Annotated in this window: 23 protein-coding genes; 11 read left to right on the top strand and 12 right to left on the bottom strand. The window is 62.0% G+C overall.

What is annotated here, in order from left to right:
- Nucleotides 1-85: 85 nt before the first annotated feature.
- Nucleotides 86-349 (top strand): hypothetical protein, encoded by a 264-nt coding sequence (locus tag JCM7686_RS24365; protein WP_041527329.1) that lies wholly within the window; start codon nucleotides 86-88, stop codon nucleotides 347-349.
- Between the two features lie 463 nt (nucleotides 350-812).
- Here JCM7686_RS24365 and JCM7686_RS09965 read toward each other — a convergent pair whose 3' ends face one another.
- A complete protein-coding gene (locus tag JCM7686_RS09965; RefSeq protein WP_020950729.1) occupies nucleotides 813-2015 on the bottom strand; it encodes a DNA polymerase Y family protein in 1203 nt (400 codons plus the stop codon).
- 71 nt (nucleotides 2016-2086) lie between these two features.
- Between JCM7686_RS09965 and JCM7686_RS09960 the strand changes: the two genes are divergently transcribed.
- The 3 genes from JCM7686_RS09960 to JCM7686_RS09950 all read left to right on the top strand — a co-directional run bounded on the left by JCM7686_RS09960 (nucleotide 2087) and on the right by JCM7686_RS09950 (nucleotide 4236).
- Entirely contained in the window at nucleotides 2087-2401 is a 315-nt protein-coding gene (locus tag JCM7686_RS09960; protein WP_020952159.1) for a hypothetical protein, read from the top strand.
- Nucleotides 2402-2894: 493 nt separating this feature from the next.
- Complete coding sequence (locus JCM7686_RS09955) at nucleotides 2895-3725, top strand: hypothetical protein (RefSeq protein ID WP_148292602.1); 831 nt, start codon at nucleotides 2895-2897, stop codon at nucleotides 3723-3725.
- 1 nt (nucleotide 3726) lies between these two features.
- Nucleotides 3727-4236, top strand: coding sequence for a hypothetical protein (locus JCM7686_RS09950; RefSeq protein WP_020950727.1), 510 nt, complete (start codon nucleotides 3727-3729; stop codon nucleotides 4234-4236).
- A gap of 233 nt (nucleotides 4237-4469) precedes the next feature.
- On the opposite strand, the gene JCM7686_RS09945 is transcribed toward JCM7686_RS09950, so the two are convergent.
- The 3 genes from JCM7686_RS09945 to JCM7686_RS09935 all read right to left on the bottom strand — a co-directional run bounded on the left by JCM7686_RS09945 (nucleotide 4470) and on the right by JCM7686_RS09935 (nucleotide 5525).
- On the bottom strand, nucleotides 4470-4844 hold the full coding sequence (locus JCM7686_RS09945) for a DUF4326 domain-containing protein (RefSeq protein ID WP_020950726.1): 375 nt from the start codon (nucleotides 4842-4844) through the stop codon (nucleotides 4470-4472).
- Complete coding sequence (locus JCM7686_RS09940; protein WP_020950725.1) at nucleotides 4844-5152, bottom strand: hypothetical protein; 309 nt, start codon at nucleotides 5150-5152, stop codon at nucleotides 4844-4846. Before JCM7686_RS09940 ends, JCM7686_RS09945 begins: the two co-directional genes overlap by 1 nt.
- A 166-nt stretch (nucleotides 5153-5318) precedes the next feature.
- Nucleotides 5319-5525, bottom strand: a complete 207-nt coding sequence (locus JCM7686_RS09935) for a hypothetical protein (RefSeq protein WP_148292601.1) — start codon at nucleotides 5523-5525, stop codon at nucleotides 5319-5321.
- A 134-nt stretch (nucleotides 5526-5659) separates the two neighbouring features.
- On the opposite strand from JCM7686_RS09935, the gene JCM7686_RS09930 reads away from it, so the two are divergent.
- Nucleotides 5660-6610 carry a hypothetical protein gene (locus JCM7686_RS09930; RefSeq protein WP_020950723.1) on the top strand — a complete coding sequence of 317 codons (951 nt, stop codon included), beginning with the start codon at nucleotides 5660-5662 and terminating at the stop codon, nucleotides 6608-6610.
- 43 nt (nucleotides 6611-6653) lie between these two features.
- On the opposite strand, the gene JCM7686_RS09925 is transcribed toward JCM7686_RS09930, so the two are convergent.
- Nucleotides 6654-7142 (bottom strand): HugZ family pyridoxamine 5'-phosphate oxidase, encoded by a 489-nt coding sequence (locus tag JCM7686_RS09925; protein WP_020950722.1) that lies wholly within the window; start codon nucleotides 7140-7142, stop codon nucleotides 6654-6656.
- 268 nt (nucleotides 7143-7410) lie between these two features.
- On the opposite strand from JCM7686_RS09925, the gene acs reads away from it, so the two are divergent.
- The gene (acs, locus tag JCM7686_RS09920; RefSeq protein WP_020950721.1) at nucleotides 7411-9366 is read left to right on the top strand and encodes an acetate--CoA ligase; all 1956 of its coding nucleotides are present in this window, start codon (nucleotides 7411-7413) and stop codon (nucleotides 9364-9366) included.
- 66 nt (nucleotides 9367-9432) lie between these two features.
- Here the strand turns inward: acs and JCM7686_RS23435 are convergent, their stop codons facing one another.
- From JCM7686_RS23435 to JCM7686_RS09890, 6 genes are all read right to left on the bottom strand, one after another.
- Nucleotides 9433-10023 carry a hypothetical protein gene (locus JCM7686_RS23435; RefSeq protein ID WP_020950720.1) on the bottom strand — a complete coding sequence of 197 codons (591 nt, stop codon included), beginning with the start codon at nucleotides 10021-10023 and terminating at the stop codon, nucleotides 9433-9435.
- Nucleotides 10024-10116: 93 nt separating this feature from the next.
- Nucleotides 10117-10854 (bottom strand): molecular chaperone DjiA, encoded by a 738-nt coding sequence (locus tag JCM7686_RS09910; protein WP_020950719.1) that lies wholly within the window; start codon nucleotides 10852-10854, stop codon nucleotides 10117-10119.
- 106 nt (nucleotides 10855-10960) lie between these two features.
- Entirely contained in the window at nucleotides 10961-11563 is a 603-nt protein-coding gene (locus JCM7686_RS09905) for a VOC family protein (RefSeq protein WP_020950718.1), read from the bottom strand.
- 21 nt (nucleotides 11564-11584) lie between these two features.
- Entirely contained in the window at nucleotides 11585-12379 is a 795-nt protein-coding gene (trpA, locus tag JCM7686_RS09900) for a tryptophan synthase subunit alpha (protein WP_020950717.1), read from the bottom strand.
- Between the two features lie 187 nt (nucleotides 12380-12566).
- Nucleotides 12567-13043, bottom strand: a complete 477-nt coding sequence (locus JCM7686_RS09895; RefSeq protein ID WP_020950716.1) for a hypothetical protein — start codon at nucleotides 13041-13043, stop codon at nucleotides 12567-12569.
- Between the two features lie 141 nt (nucleotides 13044-13184).
- Nucleotides 13185-13616 (bottom strand): VOC family protein, encoded by a 432-nt coding sequence (locus tag JCM7686_RS09890; protein WP_020950715.1) that lies wholly within the window; start codon nucleotides 13614-13616, stop codon nucleotides 13185-13187.
- Between the two features lie 138 nt (nucleotides 13617-13754).
- Between JCM7686_RS09890 and ychF the strand changes: the two genes are divergently transcribed.
- The 5 genes from ychF to JCM7686_RS09865 all read left to right on the top strand — a co-directional run bounded on the left by ychF (nucleotide 13755) and on the right by JCM7686_RS09865 (nucleotide 21288).
- Nucleotides 13755-14852, top strand: a complete 1098-nt coding sequence (gene ychF, locus JCM7686_RS09885) for a redox-regulated ATPase YchF (RefSeq protein ID WP_020950714.1) — start codon at nucleotides 13755-13757, stop codon at nucleotides 14850-14852.
- 189 nt (nucleotides 14853-15041) lie between these two features.
- On the top strand, nucleotides 15042-15758 hold the full coding sequence (locus JCM7686_RS23430) for a phosphatase PAP2 family protein (protein WP_158442353.1): 717 nt from the start codon (nucleotides 15042-15044) through the stop codon (nucleotides 15756-15758).
- Nucleotides 15759-15903: 145 nt separating this feature from the next.
- Nucleotides 15904-16497 carry an ImuA family protein gene (locus JCM7686_RS09875; RefSeq protein ID WP_041527263.1) on the top strand — a complete coding sequence of 198 codons (594 nt, stop codon included), beginning with the start codon at nucleotides 15904-15906 and terminating at the stop codon, nucleotides 16495-16497.
- Entirely contained in the window at nucleotides 16412-17887 is a 1476-nt protein-coding gene (locus JCM7686_RS09870) for a Y-family DNA polymerase (protein ID WP_020950712.1), read from the top strand. Before JCM7686_RS09875 ends, JCM7686_RS09870 begins: the two co-directional genes overlap by 86 nt.
- Entirely contained in the window at nucleotides 17884-21288 is a 3405-nt protein-coding gene (locus tag JCM7686_RS09865; RefSeq protein ID WP_020950711.1) for an error-prone DNA polymerase, read from the top strand. The genes JCM7686_RS09870 and JCM7686_RS09865 overlap by 4 nt, the downstream gene beginning before the upstream one ends.
- Before the next feature lie 15 nt (nucleotides 21289-21303).
- On the opposite strand, the gene JCM7686_RS09860 is transcribed toward JCM7686_RS09865, so the two are convergent.
- Nucleotides 21304-22977, bottom strand: a complete 1674-nt coding sequence (locus JCM7686_RS09860) for a glycosyltransferase family 61 protein (protein WP_020950710.1) — start codon at nucleotides 22975-22977, stop codon at nucleotides 21304-21306.
- Between the last annotated feature and the right edge of the window lie 70 nt (nucleotides 22978-23047).

Here is a 23047-nt window from a genome sequence, read left to right as displayed (position 1 = left end):
TCCGGGGTGATGTAGATTTGGAGCCCATTGCGGTCATTGCCAGTGTCGGCCAGTATTCAGCGAATACGATGAAGAGGCCGCAACGGTGGAAGTTCGCGACGAGTTCTACGTAGCTGTCGAAAATGCCTATGCTGAAAGCGCAAGGGCAGTGCGTTGGGCTTACGTTCATTGGGCGCTAGACGCTGGAATCGAGAGCGCTTTGAAGGATGCAATGGGCTACGAGGTATCCAAAGCCATGGTTGGTCTGCTGCATGCAGTCGAAGCGCTTCTGCAGGATGGCGGAGGGTCGCCAAAGCCCAAGCTGGCCTTGCGCGCCGAGGACTATGACCCCGACGAAAAGCTTCCCTGACTGCCCGGAATGTCCGCATAGCATATGCCGTGCCTCCGGCACACTGGGTCAGCAATGCCTCTCTCCGTGAGTCAAAAATCTCTGAAACCTGACACCATCTGTATGTTCTGTCAGGTATTGATGGCTTTCCGTCAGATTTCTTACCCAATCGGCTCTGAGGCCGGGATCAGGTCATCGACGCTTTGAGCCCCTTAGCCGTCAGTCGCAGCTATGCTAAGCTCGTCCTATGATTGACCCAGATGACGGCGGAACATCGCTGCGCAGATTCGTGGAGCGCGCTTGGAGAATGTGTAAGCGCATTTGTCGCGCTCACTTGGAATCCTATGCCTTCCCTTGCTCTTGGAGATCATGGTTGCCCGGCCTCGTCGCTATAGGCCTCGTTTTCATATTCGGTTTCTTGACCAGAATGTGACTGGCAGCTTTGTCCCGCATCGCTACCGCAAACCTACTCCATACCACCCCATCATCCGCGCTCGAAGAATCCCGGATGCGGCAGGTGGATACCATAGCGAATCATGCCGTCGCCGAATCGCGCGTTGATCTGGTCAACCGCGACTGAGACCTCTTCGCCGCGGGTGCGCTCGGCAGGCGCGAGCGGGGTCAGCAGATCACCTTGGCGCGCCGTGAGCAAATCGACATTGGTCAGGTTCACCCCCATCGACAGAACCGGCCCGGGCCGCCCGCCGCGCCACAGCGCGCGCCAGAGCGCCCGGTGCAGCCGCAGGAAGAATGATGTGTCCTGCGTCGGAAAGCAGGACACGCCTCGGACCCAGCTATGCCCGGACAGGAATGACACGGTGAGCGAGAATCGCCCGGCCACGCGGCCATCGCGGCGCAGGCGGGCGGCTGCTTTCTCGGTCAACCAGCGCCCGACCTGATAGGCTTTGCGAGGATCCCTGAATTCTGGCGAGAGGACTTTGGAATTGCCATAGCCGCCGCGAACCGTCGGTATGATCGGGATGTCCATGCCTTGCAGCATCCGGACGAATCGCTCGCCCTCGACCGATCTCCAGATCTGCCGGGCATGGCGCGGATCGAGCTGACAGAGCGTCGGCACATCGAAGACCCGCGCGCGATAGAGCCGCTCCTTCAACGCGCTTGAGATCCCGGGTAGATCGTCCAGGACAAGGTGCGCGATGCGCTCGGGCATGTTCTCGGGCGCGAGCCACTGGAAGCCGTCGGGCTTCTCCAATTTCCCCGCGATCTTCGCCAGCAGATGGTTTGGGCCGATCCCTGCCGAGAAACGCAGGGCAGGGCCCACCTCGGCCGCCACGGCCGCCTTGAGCCGGGTGACCAGCGCGGCCGCGCCCTCGAGCGTTTGGGCCTCCCCCGACAGCGCGAGCTGGAACTCATCGACGCTGCGAATATGGGTCAGCTCGGCGTGGCGATCGAGCACATCGGCGACCGCGAGGTTGAAGCGGACATAGACGCGATGGCGCGAGGCGCGGAAGATGATGCCCGGACAAAGCAGCCGCGCCTCGGCGACGCGCGTGCCGGTGCGGACGCCAAGGGCCTTGGCCTCGTAGCTCGCGGCCACGCAGGCTCCGGCCTCCGAATCGACCGCCGTGATCGCCACCGGCTTGCCGCGCAGAGCGGGCTCGAGCTGCTGCTCGACCGAGGCAAAAAACGAATTCATATCAATGTAGAGGACGCGGAAAGGGGTCATGTCGCTACGGAGTGGCTGGATTTCTGTCCCATCTGTTCTATTTTTGTTCTCAAGAATCGCAAGAGGACGAAATGGACAGGAAAGATCAGCTGCGAAACGTTGCCTTTGGCGGTGCCTGGTCAGAGCAGATCGCCGGGCGCGAGGAGCTGATACGCGCGATCGAGACCCTGCACACCGCTGCGGCGCGCACGGCCGGGCTGGATGTGCGTGTGGATGCAGGCGTCAATGTCGCCCTCTGGATCGCCTGCAAGGATCATCCCAAGGGGGACATGCTCCGGATCGCTTGGGACAAAGGCGCTGCGATCCCGGTGGCGGGGCTGCGACAGCAGGAGCTGCGCCGCGTGGCCAGGCTGATTGAGGAAGCTCATCGGGGGCGGGTGCGGTGACCGGCTGGTCTCACATATCACGGCCCGCGTCTTCGGTGCGCCGTGAGGGACGGATCGTTTTGCGCGATGGTGAGCCGGTCGGCGCAGTGCATGAGGGGGATGGCCGTTGGATTTGGGAGGGCTGGATACATCCGGCGGGTTCGGGCGAAGAGGATAGCCTGCAGGCGGCGCTCGAGGCGGTTCGGCATGATAACGGCGGGCGCGGTGGTTTTTGATAGTGGTTCGCGCCCCTTCACTGGCGATCGTGGCAGCACGGTACGAAAGATGACTAACCTTACGACCTTCACAGCAAAGCTGAATTTCCCTAATTTTAGCATCAAGTTTCAGTGATTAGCTCGTTGAGCAGTGCTACCTTGACGCTGTTGATGTGATTCGAGCAGGCCGAGCTATGATTGTTGAGAAGAGATCAAGATTTTTTCGTTTATACGATTTCACATGCACTCCGAGGAAGCCGCGTGGTGTAGCCCTGCCTCTTGTTGGGGCCGACAGTCTGATGTCCATTTTTCAAGACGCTATACGGAAAGGTGTTGCTAGCGTCCCGCAGTCAAACGGTGACGTCGTAGAATTGGTGTCTGTCGAATTGTGTGAGGAAAAAACTCATCTTGCGCTCTTATTCCATCGAGCAAACCCAGATGCTCCTGATCCAATTTACAGACGGCGCACGCACAGCGGATTGAATTTGCGTGCGTCGGATAAAGGTGATGATGAAGAGCAGGCATATTCTGCGCATATGGTCATAGATGTTAAGCCGTTAAGGCTTGGCGTGTATCGAATGACCCTTGAGGAAGTTCCTGGACTTAGCGCTACTTCTGTTGTCGGTGTTTTGAAGAATGTTGCGAGCGCGATAGAATATGAGTGTGAGGATGATCGCAGGCAGGTCCTGAAGACATACACAGTGATAAATTGCGACGGATATTCTTCTGAGTCGCTAGAGCAGGCCCTTACTAAGGGGCGAATTAATTATATTGATCTGTGGAAGGGTCCAGATAAGGATCTTGAGCAGGATGGAGCTTATGCGCCGTCGCGGCAAAAGGTTTCTCTTAGGGTCTATGAGCCTATCACTCGGCATAATTACAGAGACAGATTTCTGAGTATATTCAGTCTTTCTCGAGATAAAGGGTTTGATGATGTGCGGGTTAGGATCGACTTTGATGATGACAGGAGGTCAAGAGTTGTGACTCTTAATAGAGAGGATGCAGCCGCAAATATCTTATTTGTTAGATCAAAGCATTTTGATTTCGGTGATGACTTGGATTTATGTTATGTATCGCTTCATAAGCCGCTTATCGATGTGGCCAAAGTGTATCTGTCGGAAGTTACCTAATATGAGGCTGTCAAAATATTTATCTTTAGAAGACGAGAAGGAGAGAAGCCTCGTTGCACGCAGATTTGTGGCGTCGGCAGCAATTGGAATTCTGATCTCTGCTCTTCTTTCTTTTTGTTCCGGCTGGAACATATTCGGTGGGTCCGGTCTAGTTGATCGTATCGGGAGTCTGACTGCCAACCTTACCGGCTTCTACGTGGCGGCACTTGTAGCGGTGACGACGTTCGGGCAGGGCAGGCCGGAAATGGAAAGCGAGATGCCTTCTGGGAAGGTCTACTTGCTTGATCGTGGTGAGCGCGTTTCCATAAACAGAAGGGAGTATGTGACGGCTCTGTTTGGGCATCTTGTTATATTGGCATTCTTTGTAACGATTGTTTCAATCGCTGGCACTTTAGGTGCGGCTGCCGTTGGGCCGGTGTTCGACGAGGTTGAATTGATCGGCGGGATTAGCAGTCAAAGGCTGATCGTTTTTTATTTCTTGCACCGTATCTTTTCTTGGTGGCCCACTTGATTTCTGAAACGGCGCGCGGCTTGGACTATCTTGTAGATAAGATTTACCGGAAACACCCTTCGCTCGTGCCGGGAAGCCTTGTTGATTCAAGTGCCGTACTTGACAAAAGCTCAGATGAATCTGAACCTAAGTGAAACGTGCTGACGTATTCGTATCGTGCACGGCGCCAGTATTATTTAATTCAAACGGATCGCCCCAGATCGAAGGGTGGCATACCGATATCGCGCCCTTGGTCATGCCACCACCTCATTCGCCAACCGCAGCAGCAAATCGGCATGGCACGGCTGATCTAGCCGACACCAGCACGCCAGATCCTTGCCGCGCAGGCTCGGGAGGTTGTCGAGGATCCGCTGGCGCGACGCTTTGTTCACGGGCCCGACGCATTCTGGAAGCAAGCTCGGTTCAGCCAGCCACCCTTCGAATTCGTCCACGCATATCCGAGATAGCGCGGAAGCGGGGCCTTCTATTCCAATGGCGCGCAAGTTTGCGACCGTGAACGGGTTTCCCCAGATCGAGGGGCGGCAGACCGATACCGCGCCCTCGGGCATCCGCCAGCCCTTGGTGCGCTTGCGCTGGATCCGCTGCGGATCTTGCTTGCTCGCGGTCATCATGAGAACTCCACTTCGTCCAAGGCCTGATCAATCGCCCCTTTGCAGGCGGCCAGGATGTTCGCGCGCATCCGCTTTGCCAGCGCCTTTTGCTTCACGCTGGGGTGTTCCAGCACGGGAACCTTGCCGTCTTGGGCTTCGATTTGCCGCCGCAGCTCGTCCCATACCGCGTTGCAGACCGCGCCATGCCGCTTAACCGCTTCCTCGGGGTCGGTCTTCCAGATCGGGCCAGGTTCTGCGTCCAGCGCTCGCCGCGCTAGGGCAAGGAGGTGCATGTGATCTGGAGAAGGGCTGTTGCTCGCGGTCATGGGCTATACCTCCGACAAGACCGGCGCGTTTCCGTCGCGCTGCCATTGCAGGCGACATTCCAGTCCTCGGTTTCGCCGCGCCAGACTCCCGGAATGGATCCGGGCATATCGCCGCCGTGCGAAGCTACCCAATCGACAAGGACGCTGAACAGCTCGGAAATCTGCGTCATGTTGCACCGCCTGACGCCAGAGCGACGATCCGCGCCCAAGTCCCGGCGCTGACGCGGTGCACTTCGACGGATTCATAGCCGCTGTCCGCTTTGAGCGTCATCGTCAGAGTCGCGGCTTTGTCCTGCGCGGTTGCGCGCCCCGCCTGATCGGCGGGCGGCGCAGTCTCGGCGTGGGGCGGGGTGGGGGTGATTTGGGCTGGCATGTTGATCTCACAGAACGTGTTGAAAACAGGATGTTTCAACACCGTTTCAACATCTATGCCTGCGCGAAAAAAGTTCAGAGCAAAGCATTGTTATTGCTAACTATATTGACAATATTCGCGACGGCTGCTTGCAGATGTTCCATCTGCGCGATTGCTATATCACGCGGCCCAAGGATCGCGGCATCACCTCGATCGGCAATGGCTGTCAGGACATGCTGATCGACCGCTGCCAGTTCCTGTCAAACGAGATGTCCGATCTCGCGCAGGACCGCAGCACGATTGCGATCAACGTCAATGCCAATGACACCAAGATCCGCCACAACCGCTTTGTCCGCTTCGGCCATTTCATGGTCGCGAATGGCGCGGGCCATATCATCGAGGGCAATCACTGGTTTCAGGGCGATGCCGCGCAGGCTGGGGTCCGGGTCGCGGGGCTCGTGCTGACCCAGACCAATGTGCAGACGACGATCACCGGCAATTATGTCGACAACAGCACGATCGAATGGACCAATGAACATGCTGCGGTGCCGCGTTTTGGGGGCGATGAATATTCCTTCGGCGGCCTGACCATCACCGGCAACACCTTCCTCGCCTCGAATACGACGCTGGGATTTTCATGGCTGACGGTCAAACCCTACGGCTCGGGCCATTTCATCCATGGGCTCGCGGTGATGGGGAATGTGTTCAAATCCGTTTACAACAAGATCGACCGCATCGACAAAGTCGACACGACCTTCGCGGATCTGAACTACAGCCGGATGCGCAATATCCAGTTTCAGGGCAATCTCTTTAACGGCGTGAACACCTATGTCGCCAATCCGGTCGACCTGACCCTGACCCAGAACACCGCCTCGGCGCGCTGGGTGATGGCGGTCAGCGCGGCTTTGCCCTTCAACGGCTGGGCACAGAAGGTGGAATCGGTGATCGCCGATAGCGCGATCACCACGGCGGGGAATGCGCGCGTCGGCGAGATGCCCTGGATCCAGACCCAGGTCGGCGCCGACCGCAAATCCATCGCGCTGAACTGGAGCGCGGCGGTCAAGGGAACGGTCTCGCTGCGCGTTCGGGTCGACAGTCCGAACTGAGCCTGACCGCAAACGGCAATCTGAGCGCGCGCGCCCCGGGGGATTATTCCTCCGGGGTTTTCAGCATATCCGCGGCATCCAACCGATAGGCGCGGGCGAAACCGGCGTTCAGGAGGCCAGAGACCGGCTCGATCCGCCAGAAGCTGAAATCGGGCAGGTCGATATAGACCGTGGCCTTGGGATCGTTTTCAAGCCAGCGCGCGCGACGCTCTGCATCGGGCTCGGCCAGGGTGGCGCGGGCGAGGATCGACAGCCGGGCCTGGTTCATCGGATCGCCCTTGGCCACGCTGTCGGCGACCATCAGCCCGACGCGCGAATCGGCCTTGAGCGCGCGGCTATGCGCGGCAAGACCCGAGAGCAGCGCCATCGGGCAGCCGTCGCGGTCGCGCTGGATCGCGATGCGGGTCAGCAGCGGCGTGCCGGTCTCGGGGTCGATCGTGCCGAGGGTCGCGTGTTTCATCTCAAGGATCAGGCGCTGCGCAAGCGCGCGGGCCTCCTCATCGGTGGTGCGGATCGGGTCGGTTTTGCTCATGGCGCATGATTGCCGCGAGAGGCTTGTTTTCGCAAGTGAAAATGTTGATTAAAAAAGGTGGTTATTGAGCAGGTGCTCCTGCGCGCACCAAGCCCAACGCGGCGCCAAAGCCGGGCACCGACTTTAGTCCAAATCCGGTTTACGCTGGCGCAGAAAACGGCTTAACCTTCTTGCAGAAACAAGACACCGGCAGCGGTCCCTGTGAGGGGCAGCGGACCATTGCCCCTGTGATATTACCCCTGTGATATTGCGTAGAGAGGAGCCATGAATGTCCGTTGAAGCCATTTCCCGACACCCGATCCCGGCCGGATTTGAGAACGCACTTGTCAAACCCGAGGATTATGCGCGCCTCTATGCGGAATCGATGAACGATCCCGATGGATTTTGGGGGCGTGAGGGCAAACGGCTCGACTGGATCACTCCCTATAGCAAGGTGAAAAATACCGATTTCACCATGGGCAAGGTCTCGATCAAATGGTTCGAGGACGGCGTGCTCAACGTCGCGGTGAACTGCATCGACCGCCATCTGCCGACGCGCGCCAATCAGACCGCGATCATTTTCGAGCCCGATGACCCGAACCAGCCGGCGCGCCACATCAGCTATGCCGAGCTGTCCGACAAGGTGAACCGTTTCGCCAATGTGCTGTTGTCGCAGGGGGTGATGCGCGGCGACCGGGTGGTGATCTATCTGCCGATGATCCCGGAGGCCGCTTATGCGATGCTGGCCTGCGCGCGGATTGGCGCGATCCATTCGGTGGTCTTCGCGGGCTTCTCGCCCGATGCTTTGGCCAACCGCATCAACGACTCGGGCGCCAAGGTGGTGATTACCTGCGATACCGCGCCGCGTGGCGGGCGTCGCACGCCACTGAAGTCGAACACCGATGCCGCGCTGCTGCATTGCTCGGACAAGGTGCGCTGCCTTGTCGTCAAACATACCGGCGATCAGACCACCTGGATTCAGGGCCGCGATGTCGATGTTTTGGCCCAAATGGAGGAGGTCGCGCCCGATTGCCCGCCGCGTCCGATGAATGCCGAAGATCCGCTTTTCATCCTTTACACCTCGGGCTCGACCGGCAAGCCCAAGGGGGTCGTTCACACCAGCGGTGGCTATCTCTGCTATGCGGCGATGACGCATGAGCTGGTCTTCGACTACCACGAGGGCGATGTCTATTGGTGCACGGCCGATGTCGGTTGGGTCACCGGGCACAGCTATATCGTCTATGGCCCGCTGGCCAATGGCGCGACCACGCTGATGTTTGAAGGCGTGCCGAGCTATCCCGATGCCGGGCGCTTCTGGGCGGTGTGCGAAAAGCACAAGGTCAACCAGTTCTATACCGCGCCGACTGCGATCCGCTCGCTGATGGGGCAGGGGCCGGAATGGGTCGAGAAATACGACCTCTCGAGCCTGCGCGTCCTTGGCACGGTGGGCGAGCCGATCAACCCCGAGGCCTGGGTCTGGTATGACCACCATGTCGGCAAGGGGCGTTGCCCGATCGTCGACACTTTCTGGCAGACCGAGACCGGCGGCCATATGATCACCTCGCTGCCGGGCGCGATCGAGACCAAGCCCGGCTCGGCCACTTTGCCCTTCTTCGGGGTCAAGCCCGTCGTGCTCGACCCATCGAGCGCCGAGGTGCAAGAGGGCAATGGCGTCGAGGGCGTTTTGTGCTTCTCGGACAGCTGGCCCGGCCAGATGCGCACGATCTGGGGCGATCACCCGCGCTTCATGGAGACCTATTTCCAGCAATATCCCGGCAATTACTTCACCGGCGACGGCTGCCGCCGCGACGCGGATGGCTATTACTGGATCACCGGCCGCGTTGACGATGTCATCAACGTCTCGGGCCACCGCATGGGCACCGCCGAGGTGGAATCGGCGCTGGTCGCCCATGAAAAGGTCGCCGAAGCTGCCGTCGTCGGCTATCCCCATAACCTCAAGGGGCAGGGCATCTATGCCTATGTCACGCTGATGAACGGGATCGAACCCACCGATGAGCTGCGCAAGGAGCTCGAGGCTTGGGTCCGCACCGAGATCGGCCCGATTGCCAAGCCCGATCTGATCCAATGGGCGCCGGGCCTGCCGAAAACCCGCTCGGGCAAGATCATGCGCCGCATTCTGCGCAAGATCGCCGAGAATGACTTCGGCGCGCTTGGCGATACCTCGACGCTCTCGGATCCGGCGGTGGTCGACGAACTGATCGCGAACCGCCAAAACCACGGCTGATCGGACCGGGCCAATCCGGCCTGTGCTTGCAAAGCCCGCCCTCTGGCGGGCTTTCGCATTCATGGATCACAGATCGATCTGCGGGCCCTTGGGCAGAGCGGGCGCCGCACGGTCTGGCCGGTCCGCTGGCGGGTTCAGGCGCGGGTCCATCTCGGGCGCGGGTCGGGTCAGGTCCTGAAACTGCTCGCTCACTGGCGGAGGCGGCGGCGCGCCGGGTTTGCGGCGGATCAGGATATCGCCATTGGCGAGCCGCTCGGGCGCCTGATAATTCTTGATGTCATCGACCATATTGCCGAGATCGTCGAAAATCGGGGCAAGCGTGTTCAGCCGCGCGCCGAGATCGCGGCCGATCGCCTCCATATGCGGCTGCAAATCATTCGCCAGCCCGTCCAGAAACGAGCCGAGCTGATCGTCCAGCGCCTTGCCGAAATCGTCGCCGCTGAGGCCCTTGCCAAGACTTCTTCCCAAGTCTCTGCCCGGATTGCGGTCCATCGGGGCAGGCGCATTCGGCGAGAGATCAGGTGTGGCCCGGCTCGGATCGCCCTCGGCGGCGCTTGGCGGTGTATAGCCCTGCGCATGGCCCGCGGGCGGCAGGTTCAGCGTCAGGGGCACAGCCAGCGGCAGGGCCAGCATCAGCGACATCAGGGCATGTTTCATCCTGCGGCCTTTCTTGGCTTTGCTTCTGGGTCAACGTGACGGGATGGTCCGGGGTTCCGACAGCGGCGCCAGCAGGCGCGCGCGGTGGCGGATCTATGCCCCGACCGGCTCGGCCAGATGGCGCGGGCGATGGGCCTCGCGGAAGAGATCCCAGGCCTCGTTGAGCGCGCGGGTGCGCGTCTCGGCCAGCCGGACCGCCTCAGGGGGCAGGCCGCGCGCGATAGCGCGATCGGGATGAGCTTCGAGGATCAGCTCGCGCCAGCGCCTGCGCGCCTCATCGAGCGGCGTATCGGCGGAAATGCCCAAGACCTCGCAGGGCGGACAGCCTCGGTTCTTGTCATGGCGCAGCCGGATGCGCGCGACCTGATCCGCCGAGACCCCGAGAATGCGCGCGACCTCGTCGATGAAGATGATCTCGGCCTCATGCAGATCGCCATCGGCGACCGCGATGATGAAGAGCCCCTCGATCAGATCGAGCAGCACCGGATCGCCTGCCGGAAACATCCGCGCAATCCGCCGCGCCCAGCCATCGAAACCGGCGACATCCTGCCGCGCGAGGTCAAACACCCGGGCGGCATTCTTTTCCTCCGAGCGGGGAATGACGAAAACCCGACGGAAGGCCGCGACTTCGGAACGCGCGACCTGCCCATCGGCTTTCGCCAGTTTCGCGCCAAGGGCAATCACGGCAATGGTAAAGGCAACCGAGCGTTCGGGCGGTGTGGCGGGACGCACCGCACCGACGAGAACCGCAAGCCGATCTGCAATCCGCTGCCAAAAGCTGCGCGGCTTTGGCAGTTCGGGGCAGGGTCTGGTGGCGCTTTGGTCGTCCATGACCAAATCCTAGCCGGGATTGCGGCGCTCCGCTAGGCGACAAACGCCCGGCTGTGATCACGGATTCGACGGAACCAGAACCCCATGTCCGGGCTGGGTTTTTTCGCTAAAGCAGGACTTCGCCGCGCGGGGTGGCAAGCCGCGCCTGCAACCGGGCCGGGCCTTGGGTCAGCCGGATGCGCGGGTCGGCAAGGGGAAGCGCGAGAGGGTCGGGGAAGGACAACTCAAGCGCGTTCAGCCGCAAGCCATGGTCGGTCAGGCGCGTCGAGGGATGGGGGCTGCCCTGCCAGTCAATCAGCGCGGGGATCACGCCTTGGGCCAGCGGCTGGCCGTCATCGGGCAGCGAAAACCGCCAGCGCAAGGCGCCGCGCGACAGATCGCGGGCGGTGGTGCCGGACTGGGTGAGCGCGCCCGCGCTGCGCACGACCCAGGACACAAGTCGCGGCGGGCCGGTGAAGGTATCAAGCCCGAACCAGCGCGGCCAAAGCGGGGTGCCACCCGCAGGATCCGCCGCGATGATTTCAAGATATTCGCCCGGTCCCAAGGACAGCAGCCGGTTATGGGTCGCAAGCTGGGGATGGGCGCCGCCGGGCTCGGGCGCGATGCCGAGCCTCTCTTCGATCCAGGCCGCGCCCTCGTCGAGCGTGCGGGCGGCAATGGCCAGATGGTCGAAGGCGGGCAGCTCGAAGTTTGGGGTAGCTTCGGTCATCTGCCCACCCTCTCTCAATTCTCAGCTATGCGCACCTTGGGCCAGCGAGGCGACGAAATCGAGGATTTCGGGCACCGGGCGGCCTTCACCGATCTTTTTGACAATGGCCGAGCCCACGACGCAGCCATCGGCCACGGCGGCGACGTCGCGGGCGGCCTCTGGCGTCGAGATGCCAAAGCCGACCACGACCGGCAAATGCGCCGAGGCGCGGATGCGGGCAACCTCGGGGGCGACATCATCGGCATTGGCCGCAGCCGCGCCGGTGATGCCGGTGACCGAGACGTAATAGACAAAGCCCGACGTGTTGTTGAGCACCGCAGGCAGACGGCGGTCATCGGTGGTCGGGGTTGCCAGACGGATGAAGTTGATCCCGGCCTTTTGGGCGGGAATGCAGAGCTCGTCGTCCTCTTCAGGCGGCAGATCGACGACGATGAGCCCGTCGACACCGGCCTCGACCGCCTCGGTCAGAAAGCGGGTGACGCTGCCTTCGCGGGCATAGATCGGGTTGTAATAGCCCATGAGCACGATCGGCGTCGTGGCATCTTCCTTGCGAAAGGCGCGCACCATCTCGAGCGTGCGGGTGATGCTGCCGCCAGCTTCCAGCGCGCGCTGACCGGCCAGCTGGATCGTCGGGCCATCCGCCATCGGATCGGTGAAGGGCATGCCGAGCTCGATGATATCGACGCCCGCGCCGGGCAGACCGCGCATGATTTCGAGCGAGGTGTCAAAATCGGGATCCGAAGCCATCATATAGGCCACGAAAGCCTTCTGGCCCCGCTCTTTGAGCGCTGCGAAGCAAGTGTCGATTCTGGTCATCTCAAGCCCTTCCGTGCGTTGCTTCATGGTCTATCGCGGGGAGGGGGCCAGATCAACGGGGCGCAGTCAACGGGGCGCAGTCAACGGGGAGCAGGCAACCGAGGGCAGGCCCAGGCGCGCCGTTTGGCACGAGATCAGCTTGGCTGCGGATCGGGAGGCGCCTCTGGCGCGGGAGCAGGATGCCCGATCACCGCTTTTTCGGACGGACCTTGCCGATGCTGTCGCAGATCTTCGCCTGCGGATCGAGCCGGACATATTCCTGCGCCGAGATCACATGCATGTCGATCGAGCGGTTCCAGCCGCCAAACCAACGATCGCGAATGCCGTTGCGGTAATAATTGCCCATGATCTGATCGACATAGGGCGGGATGATCTCGGTGCCGGGCAGGCGGGGCGCGTGAAAGCCGATCGTGGCCTTGGGGCCAAGGCAGGCATTGGGCAGGGTCGTCAGCATGGTGCAGGCCGAACGGCAATAGCCGCGGATGCGCACGATCTTGCCCGACCGCTCAAGGCTTTCGCGGTAGCGCACCATCTCCATGACATTGCCGCCGCTGTTGTCGGGAATGTCGATATAACGGCTGTCGCTTTGCTGGGCGATACTGAGGCCGGAGGACAGGGCCAGCGCGAAGGTGGCGGCGAGGAAAAGGGCAGTCGGTCGCAGCATGGGTCTCTCTTTCGGGCAGCCCGGCTTTGGGTGGAGCTGACGGCGCTTTTGATCGGGACGGGCGGGCAGGTGAAGGCAGAACGCGCCACGACCGCAAAAGGTTCGGGCGGCGTTCTGCAAGCTGCGGGTGCCCGGCGGAGATCAGCCTTTGGCCGCGGCCTCGGCGGTCATCACCATCCAGCTCGTGCCGAAGCGATCTTTCGTCATGCCGAAACCGGGCGAAAAGAAGGTGGCGGTGAAAGGCATCGTGGTCTCGCCGCCGCGCGCCAGCTGATCGAAGATCGCCTGCGCCTTTTCGGCCGTGGCAAAGCTGACTGCAACCGAGACGCCCGCCTGTTTCTGCCCGCCATATTGCGGGGGCATATCCGCCCCCATCAGCGCCGCGCCATCCGGCAGGCGGATTTCGCCATGCATGATCCAGTTTTTCTGCTCGTCGGGCAGGCCCGGCATGTCGGGCGCATCGGGCATCGACGAGAAGCTGAGAAGTTCGGGCTTGGCGCCAAAGACCTCGCCATAGAAGGCCATCGCTTCGGCACATTGGCCCTGAAAGGACAGATAGGGAGTAAATTGCATGTCATGCTCCGCTGAGGGTTTTTCTTGGGGCCCTTCCCCTGAGTCGATATGGTTGCGCGAAAGCGGGCGGGGCTCAATGCTGGACTTGTCGGCCCGCGCCCCCTAGATAGCGGCCAACACCATTTGAGGGAATGAAACATGGGCTTTCGCATGGGGATCGTCGGTCTGCCGAATGTGGGCAAATCGACGCTGTTCAATGCGCTGACGCGCACCGCGGCGGCTCAGGCCGCCAATTTTCCGTTCTGCACGATCGAGCCGAATGTCGGCGAGGTGGCCGTGCCCGATCCGCGCCTCGACAAGCTGGCCACGATTGCCGGCTCGAAGCAGATCATCCCGACCCGCATCACCTTCGTCGATATCGCCGGTCTGGTGAAAGGCGCGTCGAAAGGCGAAGGTCTGGGCAACCAGTTTCTCGCCAATATCCGCGAGGTCGATGCCATCGCCCATGTGCTGCGCTGCTTTGAAGATGGCGACATCACCCATGTCGAGGGCCGGATTGATCCCGTCGCCGATGCCGAGACCATCGAGACCGAGTTGATGATCGCCGATCTCGAATCGATCGAGCGCCGCTTGGCGAACCTCTCGCGCAAGGTCAAAGGTGGCGACAAGGAAGCGGTCGAGCAGGAGATGCTGCTCAAACGTGCCGCGGCTGCGCTCAGCGAAGGCCATCCCGCCCGCACCGTGGCAGTCGCTGAGGATGAGCTGAAATCCTGGAACATGCTGCAGCTTCTGACCGCGAAACCGGTGCTCTACGTTTGCAACGTCGAGGAAGACAAAGCCGCCGTTGGCAACAGCCAATCCGATCGCGTAGCTGAAATGGCCGCGAAACAGGGCGCGGGCCATGTCGTGATCTCGGCGCGGATCGAGGAAGAGATCAGCCAGCTCGACGCCGAAGAAGCCACGATGTTCCTTGAAGAGCTCGGGCTGCACGAGGCCGGTCTCGACCGTCTGATCCGTGCGGGCTACGACCTTCTGGGCCTGCAGACTTATTTCACCGTCGGCCCGAAAGAGGCCCGCGCCTGGACGATCTCGAAGGGCACGCTGGCCCCGCAGGCGGCTGGCGTCATCCATGGCGATTTCGAGCGCGGCTTCATTCGCGCCGAAACCGTGGGCTATGACGATTACGTTGCCGGCAGTGGCGAGGCCGGTGCGCGCGAGGCGGGCAAGTTCCGCGTCGAGGGCAAGACCTATGAGGTCAAGGACGGCGACGTGCTGCATTTCCTCTTCAACGCCTGATCTTCGGATCTCGCGAAACGGATTGGGGCGGGCCTTCGGGTCCGCCTTTTTCATGCTCCCTAGGCCATTCGTCCCGTCTGAGCCCCACCTCTGAAAATCTGCCACGTTCAGCTTACTGTCAGCAAACGTTCAGTCTTCTGCAAGCTCTCTCCTTTAGACCTGCACAAAATGAGCAAGAAAGGTCAGGGCATGAGCCAGAAGAGCATGAGCCAGAACTCCCCCGCAGAGAAGAGCGAGCGGCAAAAGGCGATTGGCGTGATCTGCCTCTTGCTGGCGGCCATCGTGACTTCGGTCGCGCTGATTGACGTGCCCGTCAGCCTGCTGTTTCAAAGCACGCCGCAATGGCTGCATGTGGTGATGCGCAACTGCTCGCGGATCGGGGATTCGTCCTGGTCGATCCCGCTGAGCCTTCTGCTGGTGGCGGTCTTTGGCTTTCGCGCCCGCATCACCGAGGGCGCCACGCAAAGTCTCGCGCGGCGGCGGCGCAATGCGAGCCTCTTTGTCCTGACGAATGTCGCGGTCTCGGGGCTGGTGACTGTGGCGCTGAAAGGCATCATCGGGCGCGCGCGTCCGGGTGTGGCGGGGCCGGGCGAAAGCCTGAGCTTCCATCCTTTCATCCATTCCTCGGATTGGGCGAGCTTTCCTTCGGGCCATACCACGACCGGCGTCGCTTTGGCCTTGTCGCTGGCCATGCTGTTTCCGCGCGCGCGCCCGGTTCTGGTCGCTGTCGCGGCGCTGGTGGGGCTGAGCCGGGTGGTGCTGGATGTGCATTGGGTCAGCGATACTTTCGCCGGGGCGTTGGTGGCTTTCGTCACGCTTCAGCTGCTGGTGCCGATCTTCCGCCAGCTTTGCGCTTCGGGCTATCGCCTTCAGGGCGCGCCTCGGGGTCAGATCGTTTCGGCCTGAGATCAACGGGTTCAAGTCGTTTCAGGGGGCTGCATCGTCAAGATGCGGCCCCTTGCGCTTGTGCAGTGTTTCACGCCGCAAGGTCGTGACGGCCCTGACGGCAAGCAGAGTTTCTTTCCCGATCAGATCGCAGTATCCAGCAAAGATGAACCCTCGTGTCCCGACCCTTCCCCAATTGCGCCCCGCGCGGGTGCATGAGGCCTTCGGCCCCGGCGCGGCCAGCTTTGCTGCAATCACCTGCGCCCAAAGCGGGGGCCGGGTTTTGTGGATCGCCGAGGCCTGGCAGCCCGAAAGCCTGCATCCTCACGGCGTGATGCCCTTTTTCGATCCGGCGCGTCTGGTCATGGCGTGCAGCCGGGATCAGACTGAAACGCTGGCTGTCGCCGAAGAGGCTCTCAAGGACGGCGCCGTGGCGCTGGTCGTTCTTGAAATCAGCCGCCCGCTCGATTTGCGTGAAGGACGGCGGTTGCAGCTTGCGGCCAAGGCAGGGGGCGCGACGGGGCTGTGCCTGATCCCCGAGGGCATGGGCAGCAATGCCGCCGAGACCCGCTGGTCCTGCCGCCCGGTTTTCGAGCCTGATCGCCACCGCACCGACTCGACATTGATGCAATGGGAGCTTACTAAGAACAAAGCAGGAACGACTGGAGTGTGGCATGTTCGATGGGATGCGACGGCGCATCGTCTCGATGTGGTTTCCCCGGTTGGCCTCGGACCGGGCGCTCCGGCTTCGCCCGGTTGATGGCCCTTTCGCGCTGGTCGCGCGTCAGGGCAATACCGACCGGCTGCATGATCTGAACCATCAGGCCGAAGCGCAGGGGTTGGAGCGCGCGATGACCTTGGCCGAGGCGCGCGCCTTTTGCCCGGGGCTGCGCACCGCTCCGGCCGATCTGGCGGCGGATGCGCGCTTTCTGGCCGGGCTGCGGCGCTGGGCGTTGCGCTATAGCCCTTGGGTCGGGCTTGAAGGCACGGACGGGCTGGTGCTCGACATCTCTGGGGCGGCGCATCTGGTCGGAGGCGAGGCCGCGCTTCTCGAGGAGCTGCGCGCAAGGCTCGGCCGGTCGCGGGTCGAGCTGCGGCTCGGGCTTGCCGATACGCGCGGCGCGGCCTGGGCCTTGGCGCATTTCGACGAGGGGCAGGCCGCGCCAGGCGACACGGCGGCACGGCTCGCGGCTTTGCCAGTGGCGGCGCTGCGGCTTGATCCCGAAAGCACGGCGGCGCTGGAACGTTTCGGGCTGCGCAGCATTGGCGCGCTGGCCGAGGCGCCGCGCGCGCCTTTGGCCCGCCGCTTTGGCCCCGCGCTGCTGATGCGGCTCGATCAGGCGATGGGCGATCAGCCCGAGGCGATTGCGCCCGCGCCCGAGGCACCGACTTACGCGATGCGCCTGACGCTGCCCGAGCCGATCGGGCTGGTCTCGGATGTGATGGCGGGGCTGGAGCGGCTGCTCGACGGGCTTTGCGCGAAGCTCAAGGCGCAAGAGGCGGGCACAAGGGTGCTGCGTCTGACGCTGCGCCGGGTCGATCAGCACAGCCAGATCGTGCCTTTGCGGCTGGCCGCGCCCATGCGCGATCCCGCGCGCATCCTTCCGCTGTTCGCGCCCGCGCTGGAAAAGGTCGATGCCGGGTTCGGCATTGATCAGCTACGGCTTGAGGCGGTTCTGGTCGAACCTCTCGCCTTGGCCCAGATCGGCGACAGCGAGGCCGCGCCCGAGCAGTTCGACAATCTGTTGACCCGACTTGGGACAAGGATCGGGCTCGACAATCTTCGGTGTTTCGCGCCGGTGGAAAGCCATCTGCCCGACCGCAGCTTTCGGCTGGTCCCGGCGGCGGGTTTCGGGCCGGGCAGCCGGTGGGCTGCCGGGCGCCCGCGTCCCTTGCGGCTCTTTCGGCCCGAGGCGATTGCAGCCAGCGGCGCGACCCCGCCCGAGCGCTTTCGCTGGCGCGGGATGCGCCTGAGCACCGGCCGCGCCAGCGGGCCGGAACGGATCGCGCCGGAATGGTGGCAAAGCCATGAGGGCTGGCAGAGCGGCCTGCGCGATTACTGGCGGGTCGAAACCCTGCAGGGGCGACGGCTCTGGATGTTTTACACGCCGCAAAAACCCGGCTGGTTTATCGAGGGAGAATTCGCATGAGCCCCGTTCTTGATCTGCGGGTGCCGCGCTATGCCGAGCTGGGCGTCACCTCGAATTTCACCTTCCTGACCGGGGCCTCGCATCCCGAAGAGCTGGTCCATCGCGCCGCTGAACTGGGGCTCGAGGCGCTGGCGATCACCGATTGCAACTCGGTCGCGGGGGTGGTGCGGGCCTGGCGCGCCTTGCGGGCGCTGCGCGAGGACCAGGCGGCCATCGAAAGCGCGCAGGCGGAGGGGGCAGGAGAGAGCAGCGCCGAGGGCATCGCGATCCGTTCGCAGCAACAGCACGATCCAAGCAGCCGCCAAACCCGGGGACGGGGGGAGAAGCTGTCGCTTCCGCCCGGCACGCGGTTGCCGCAGCTGATCGCGGGAACGCGGCTGGTCTTGCGCGACAGCTCGGTCGCGTTTCTCGCCTTGCCGACCGATCTCGCGGCTTGGCAGCGGCTCTGCCGGTTGCTGACCTTGGGCAAGCGCCGTGCGGAAAAGGGCGATTGCGCGCTCTTTCTGGCCGATCTGGTCGCGGGCGGGCAGGGCATGATCCTGATCGCTCTGCCGCCCTCGGACCTGCGCGATCTCGCCACGGCGGAGGAAACGCTTGCGACGATCGAAGCCCTGCGGCGGCGCTATTCGGGGCAGGTCTTTCTCGGGGCCGCGCCGCGCTATGACGGCTCGGATCAGGCTTGGTTCGACCTTTGCGCCGCGCTGGCTTTGCGCGCCTCGGCGCCGATGGTCGCGGTGGGCGATGTGTTGATGCACCGCGCCGCGCGTCGCCCCTTGGCCGATGTGCTGACTTGCCTGCGCCATCACCTCACCATCGACGAGATCGGCCATCGCGCTTTGGCCAATGCCGAGCGGCGTCTGAAAGGGGCCGAGGATATGGCGCGGCTCTTTCAGCGCCATCCGGCGGCGGTCCGGCGCACTCTGGAAATCGCCGCGCGCTGCACCTTCGATCTGCGCGAGCTAGGCCATGTCTATCCCGATGAAGGCGAGGGGGGCGAGGATGCGCAGACCCGGCTGGAGCGGCTGGCCCGCAGCGGCATGGCTGAACGCTGCAAGGGCGAGATCCCGCAACGCTATCTCGAACTGCTGGACAAAGAGCTGGGCGTGATCGGCGAGCTGAATTACGCGGCCTATTTCCTGACCGTCCATGACATCATCAGCTATGCCCGCGGGCAGGGGATCCTGTGTCAGGGGCGCGGCTCGGCGGGGAATTCGATCATCTGCTGGTCGCTTGGCATCACCGACGTCAATCCCGATATGATCGGCATGGTCTTCGAGCGCTTCGTCTCGCGCCATCGCGGCGAGCCCCCCGATATCGACGTCGATTTCGAGCATGAGCGCCGCGAAGAGGTCATCCAATGGATCTATGAGAAATACACCCGCGACCGCGCCGGGCTTTGCGCAACCGTGATCCATTTCCGCTCACGCGCGGCGATCCGCGAGGTCGGCAAGGTCATGGGCCTGTCGCAGGATGTGATCGCGAGCCTTGCGGGCATGATCTGGGGGATTTCGGGAGAGGGCGTCGATCCCGAGGAGGTGCAGAAGATCGGGCTCAATCTCGAAGACCCGCGCCTGATCCAGACCGCGGATCTCATCGCCCAGATCATCGGTTTTCCCCGCCATCTCAGCCAGCATGTCGGCGGCTTCGTTATCACGTGCGGGCGGCTGGACGAGCTGTGCCCGATCAGCAATGCCGCGATGGAGGACCGCACCTGCATTGAATGGGACAAGGATGACATTGACGCGCTGAAGATCCTCAAGGTCGATGTGCTGAGCCTCGGGATGCTCACCTGCATCCGCAAGGCCTTCACGCTGCTGCGCGAGCATGAGGGGATGTCGCTGACGATCGACACGGTGCCGCAAGAGGATAGGGCGACCTATGAGATGCTGTGCCGCGCCGATGCCATCGGGGTGTTTCAGGTCGAAAGCCGGGCGCAGATGAACTTCCTGCCCCGGATGCAGCCCAGAGAGTTCTACGATCTGGTGATCGAAGTGGCGATCGTCCGGCCCGGCCCGATTCAGGGCGGCATGGTCAAGCCCTATATCCGGCGCCGCCAAAGGCTTGAGGATCCCGAGCCCTTCGGCCCCAGGCTCGAGCCGATCACCCGGCGGACGCTCGGCGTGCCGCTGTTTCAGGAGCAGGCCATCCTGATTGCGATTGAAGGCGCGGGCTATTCGCCGGAAGAGGCCGACAAGCTGCGCCGCTCGCTCGCCTCGTTCCGGCGTATGGGCACGATCGCCGCGCATAAGACGAAATTCGTTAACGGCATGGTCGCGCGCGGCTATGATCCCGAGATCGCCGCGCGCTGCTTTTCCCAGATCGAGGGCTTTGCCGATTACGGCTTTCCCGAAAGCCATGCGGCGGCCTTTGCCTTGCTGACCTATGTCTCGTCCTGGCTGAAATGCCATTACCCGGCGATCTTTGCCTGCGGGCTTTTGAACAGTCAGCCGATGGGCTTTTACGCGCCCGCCCAGATCGTGCGCGATCTGCGCGATCACGGCGAAGAGGTGCGCCCGATCTGCGTGAACCACAGCGGCTGGGACAATCAGCTCGAGCGGCGCGCCGACGGGCGGTTGGCCCTGCGGCTGGGCTTTCGCCAGATCAAGGGCTTTCGGCAAGAGGATGCCGCGCGCATCGCTGCGGCGCGCGGCAATGGCTATCCCGATCCCGAAAGCCTCTGGCTGCGCGCGGGTCTCGCGCCAGCGGTGCTCGAACATCTGGCCGAGGCCGATGCCTTTGCCGTCATGGGCTTGACCCGGCGCGCGGCGCTCTGGGCCGTCCGCGCGATCCGCGCCCCGGCGCCGCTGCCGCTCTTTTCCGATCCGATCGACGGCGAAAGCGTCGCCGAGCCTGCGGTTGCCTTGCCGGTCATGCATCTGGGCGAAGAGGTGGTCGAGGATTACGTCTCGACCCGCCTGACCCTGCGCGCCCATCCGATGGAGCTTTTGCGCCCCGGGCTGCCGGGGGTGATCCCCCATGCCGAGCTGACGAGCGCGACCGGCCGGGTCTCGGTCTGCGGGCTTGTCATCACCCGCCAGCAGCCCGGCACGGCCTCAGGGGTGATTTTCGTGACGCTTGAGGATGAAAGTGGTGTCGCCAATGTCGTGATCTGGAAGCGGGTCTTCGGACGCTTCCGCCGCGCGGTGATGGCCGGGCGTCTGTTGCAGGTGACCGGCAAGATCGAGCGCGAAGGCCAGGTCGTCCATCTGATCGCCGAAAGGATCGAGGATCTGAGCCATCGCCTCTCAGATCTCGGCCATCCTCTGGACCATTGGGTGGGCATCACCCATGCCGCCGCCGACGACGCGCCCCGCCCCCGGCGGCCCCGCCGCACCCCCTCGCGCGCGCATCACCCCCGAGAGCAGGCCAAACGCCTGTTCCCAAGCCGGGATTTTCATTGAGCGCGGAAGGTCGGATCAGGAGCGCTTTCCGGGCGCATCCGCGAACGAGGTTTTGAAGGTCCAACCCTTGCTGTTGTAAAACGAACGGATATCCGATCCGCCGTAACGCCTTGCATGGACGGATCCAGCTTGGAAGGCGCCTTCGTTTTTCAGCTCCGCTGCCAGAGACAGCAAGGATTTCTGGATTTGGATATTCGACGGATCCAGCGTGATCGCCCTTTCCAAAGCGACCAGCGCCGCCTTCTTGTCTCCGGCCGCAATCTGCAGCTCGAAATCCATCAAATGGAATTCGGGGTTGTCGGAAAGAAGATAGCGGTTCGCGAGAATGAATTCCGCCAGATGTGCGCTGTCGTCGGAGAGCTGGCTGATCCCGTCACGCTCAGCCTTTTTCACACGCTCAGGCTCGACCATCTTCCCGATCCAGGAGCTGAGAACATCGGCCTGAAATTCATCAATCCGTACGCCGCGCAGGCCATGCTGGCTGATGACCGGGATCTCGGACGGAGGATCGAAGTCATGATCGACGAAGGCATGGCAATAATGAACCTTCGCCGCAATCGCGAGCGGCGTAAAATCACCGTAGCGTTTTCGCAAGGTCTGAAGATTGGACAATTCAATGACATGCGCACCGGGTTGCATGAACAGCATATTCGTCAGACCAGCGCCATGCAACGTTACCATGGCTTCGGTTTGCCACATCAACTTGGCCTGACCCAATTGGTCGTAATCTTCAAAGCTGGCGACTTCGAAACCGAACTTCTTCAGTCGCTCGATCAAAAGCTCTTCGCCAACGACATTGCGCACTCGTTCGGCCTTGCGCGTGATATAAAGACGGCGTCGTGCGGGCTTGCCATCGGAAGTGATTTTTGCGGCATGGTTGCGAAACTCAAGCAGGGATTGCTCGATGCTATTGCGCGACATTGAAATGACATTCGCGGCACTCGGCTTTCTGGGAACATTGACGCCGACATCAGTAATTTCCTGAATAACCTTGGCGGTGGTTTGGAAATAGAGATGGGTCGTGCTTAGGCCAAACAGAGCTTTTTCGAAAAGAAGAGCGCCGCCGTCGTTGTTGATCTCGACAGCATCGACGAGATCCGGGAACCAGGCCGCGATAAGCGTCTGAATAAATCCAGAAATCGGACCACCACCGGCAATAATGATTTTGCCGCGCAATTGATGCTTCTTATAAAGTGTCAAAAGCGGGAAAGATTCTTTGACGAAATGATAGAAGTTGAAGAAATTCTTTGCTTCAATCACCAGCGGCAAATCACGATAATCCTCCGGATAGACCGGGATATCGAGCCTGTTCTCGCTTGCGACCTGCCTTAGCCTTTCGGTAATGGCTGCCTCGGTTTCCTTGTCCTTTTGAAGGATTTTGTTTCGAAATCTCGTACCGCTCGTCGAGTTCAAAACGACCTTCTTGCCGACGCTTAATGTTGCTTTCGCGACCGAAAGATGACTTGCGACCACCAGAGCCGTCGGAAAAACGACAGATTTCGCCCATTTCTCCTTCGACAGTATATTGTCATAGGTGTTCAGCCGCTGGGGCGTGTCCGAGCAGATGGAAACGAAGTCGACTTCGGCCGCGTCTCGGCGCCAAGGTTGGAGATTCTGCGGCTCGGCAAGCCAAATCCCCTCGTCGATGCCGGGAATGAAGATTTTGTCGACAACATTTTGATCTACCATTGCTGATCTCGTCGTTTCTTGAGGTGGCGCACTAGCAGATAATGGCGCGCAAAATAAACTATTCGTTATA

The organism is Paracoccus aminophilus JCM 7686, from assembly GCF_000444995.1.
Classification (GTDB): Bacteria; Pseudomonadota; Alphaproteobacteria; order Rhodobacterales; family Rhodobacteraceae; genus Paracoccus; species Paracoccus aminophilus.
This window is presented reverse-complemented; position numbering and strand designations above follow the sequence as displayed.

What these genes read in the sequence shown, in the direction of transcription:
- JCM7686_RS09965 (WP_020950729.1), bottom strand. Translation starts at nt 2,015, where the DNA reads ATGACCCCTTTCCGCGTCCTCTACATTGATATGAATTCGTTTTTTGCC.
- JCM7686_RS09960 (WP_020952159.1), top strand. Translation starts at nt 2,087, where the DNA reads ATGGACAGGAAAGATCAGCTGCGAAACGTTGCCTTTGGCGGTGCCTGG.
- JCM7686_RS09955 (WP_148292602.1), top strand. Translation starts at nt 2,895, where the DNA reads ATGTCCATTTTTCAAGACGCTATACGGAAAGGTGTTGCTAGCGTCCCG.
- JCM7686_RS09950 (WP_020950727.1), top strand. Translation starts at nt 3,727, where the DNA reads ATGAGGCTGTCAAAATATTTATCTTTAGAAGACGAGAAGGAGAGAAGC.
- JCM7686_RS09945 (WP_020950726.1), bottom strand. Translation starts at nt 4,844, where the DNA reads ATGACCGCGAGCAAGCAAGATCCGCAGCGGATCCAGCGCAAGCGCACC.
- JCM7686_RS09940 (WP_020950725.1), bottom strand. Translation starts at nt 5,152, where the DNA reads ATGACCGCGAGCAACAGCCCTTCTCCAGATCACATGCACCTCCTTGCC.
- JCM7686_RS09935 (WP_148292601.1), bottom strand. Translation starts at nt 5,525, where the DNA reads ATGCCAGCCCAAATCACCCCCACCCCGCCCCACGCCGAGACTGCGCCG.
- JCM7686_RS09930 (WP_020950723.1), top strand. Translation starts at nt 5,660, where the DNA reads ATGTTCCATCTGCGCGATTGCTATATCACGCGGCCCAAGGATCGCGGC.
- JCM7686_RS09925 (WP_020950722.1), bottom strand. Translation starts at nt 7,142, where the DNA reads ATGAGCAAAACCGACCCGATCCGCACCACCGATGAGGAGGCCCGCGCG.
- acs (WP_020950721.1), top strand. Translation starts at nt 7,411, where the DNA reads ATGTCCGTTGAAGCCATTTCCCGACACCCGATCCCGGCCGGATTTGAG.
- JCM7686_RS23435 (WP_020950720.1), bottom strand. Translation starts at nt 10,023, where the DNA reads ATGAAACATGCCCTGATGTCGCTGATGCTGGCCCTGCCGCTGGCTGTG.
- JCM7686_RS09910 (WP_020950719.1), bottom strand. Translation starts at nt 10,854, where the DNA reads ATGGACGACCAAAGCGCCACCAGACCCTGCCCCGAACTGCCAAAGCCG.
- JCM7686_RS09905 (WP_020950718.1), bottom strand. Translation starts at nt 11,563, where the DNA reads ATGACCGAAGCTACCCCAAACTTCGAGCTGCCCGCCTTCGACCATCTG.
- trpA (WP_020950717.1), bottom strand. Translation starts at nt 12,379, where the DNA reads ATGACCAGAATCGACACTTGCTTCGCAGCGCTCAAAGAGCGGGGCCAG.
- JCM7686_RS09895 (WP_020950716.1), bottom strand. Translation starts at nt 13,043, where the DNA reads ATGCTGCGACCGACTGCCCTTTTCCTCGCCGCCACCTTCGCGCTGGCC.
- JCM7686_RS09890 (WP_020950715.1), bottom strand. Translation starts at nt 13,616, where the DNA reads ATGCAATTTACTCCCTATCTGTCCTTTCAGGGCCAATGTGCCGAAGCG.
- ychF (WP_020950714.1), top strand. Translation starts at nt 13,755, where the DNA reads ATGGGCTTTCGCATGGGGATCGTCGGTCTGCCGAATGTGGGCAAATCG.
- JCM7686_RS23430 (WP_158442353.1), top strand. Translation starts at nt 15,042, where the DNA reads ATGAGCCAGAAGAGCATGAGCCAGAACTCCCCCGCAGAGAAGAGCGAG.
- JCM7686_RS09875 (WP_041527263.1), top strand. Translation starts at nt 15,904, where the DNA reads ATGAACCCTCGTGTCCCGACCCTTCCCCAATTGCGCCCCGCGCGGGTG.
- JCM7686_RS09870 (WP_020950712.1), top strand. Translation starts at nt 16,412, where the DNA reads ATGTTCGATGGGATGCGACGGCGCATCGTCTCGATGTGGTTTCCCCGG.
- JCM7686_RS09865 (WP_020950711.1), top strand. Translation starts at nt 17,884, where the DNA reads ATGAGCCCCGTTCTTGATCTGCGGGTGCCGCGCTATGCCGAGCTGGGC.
- JCM7686_RS09860 (WP_020950710.1), bottom strand. Translation starts at nt 22,977, where the DNA reads ATGGTAGATCAAAATGTTGTCGACAAAATCTTCATTCCCGGCATCGAC.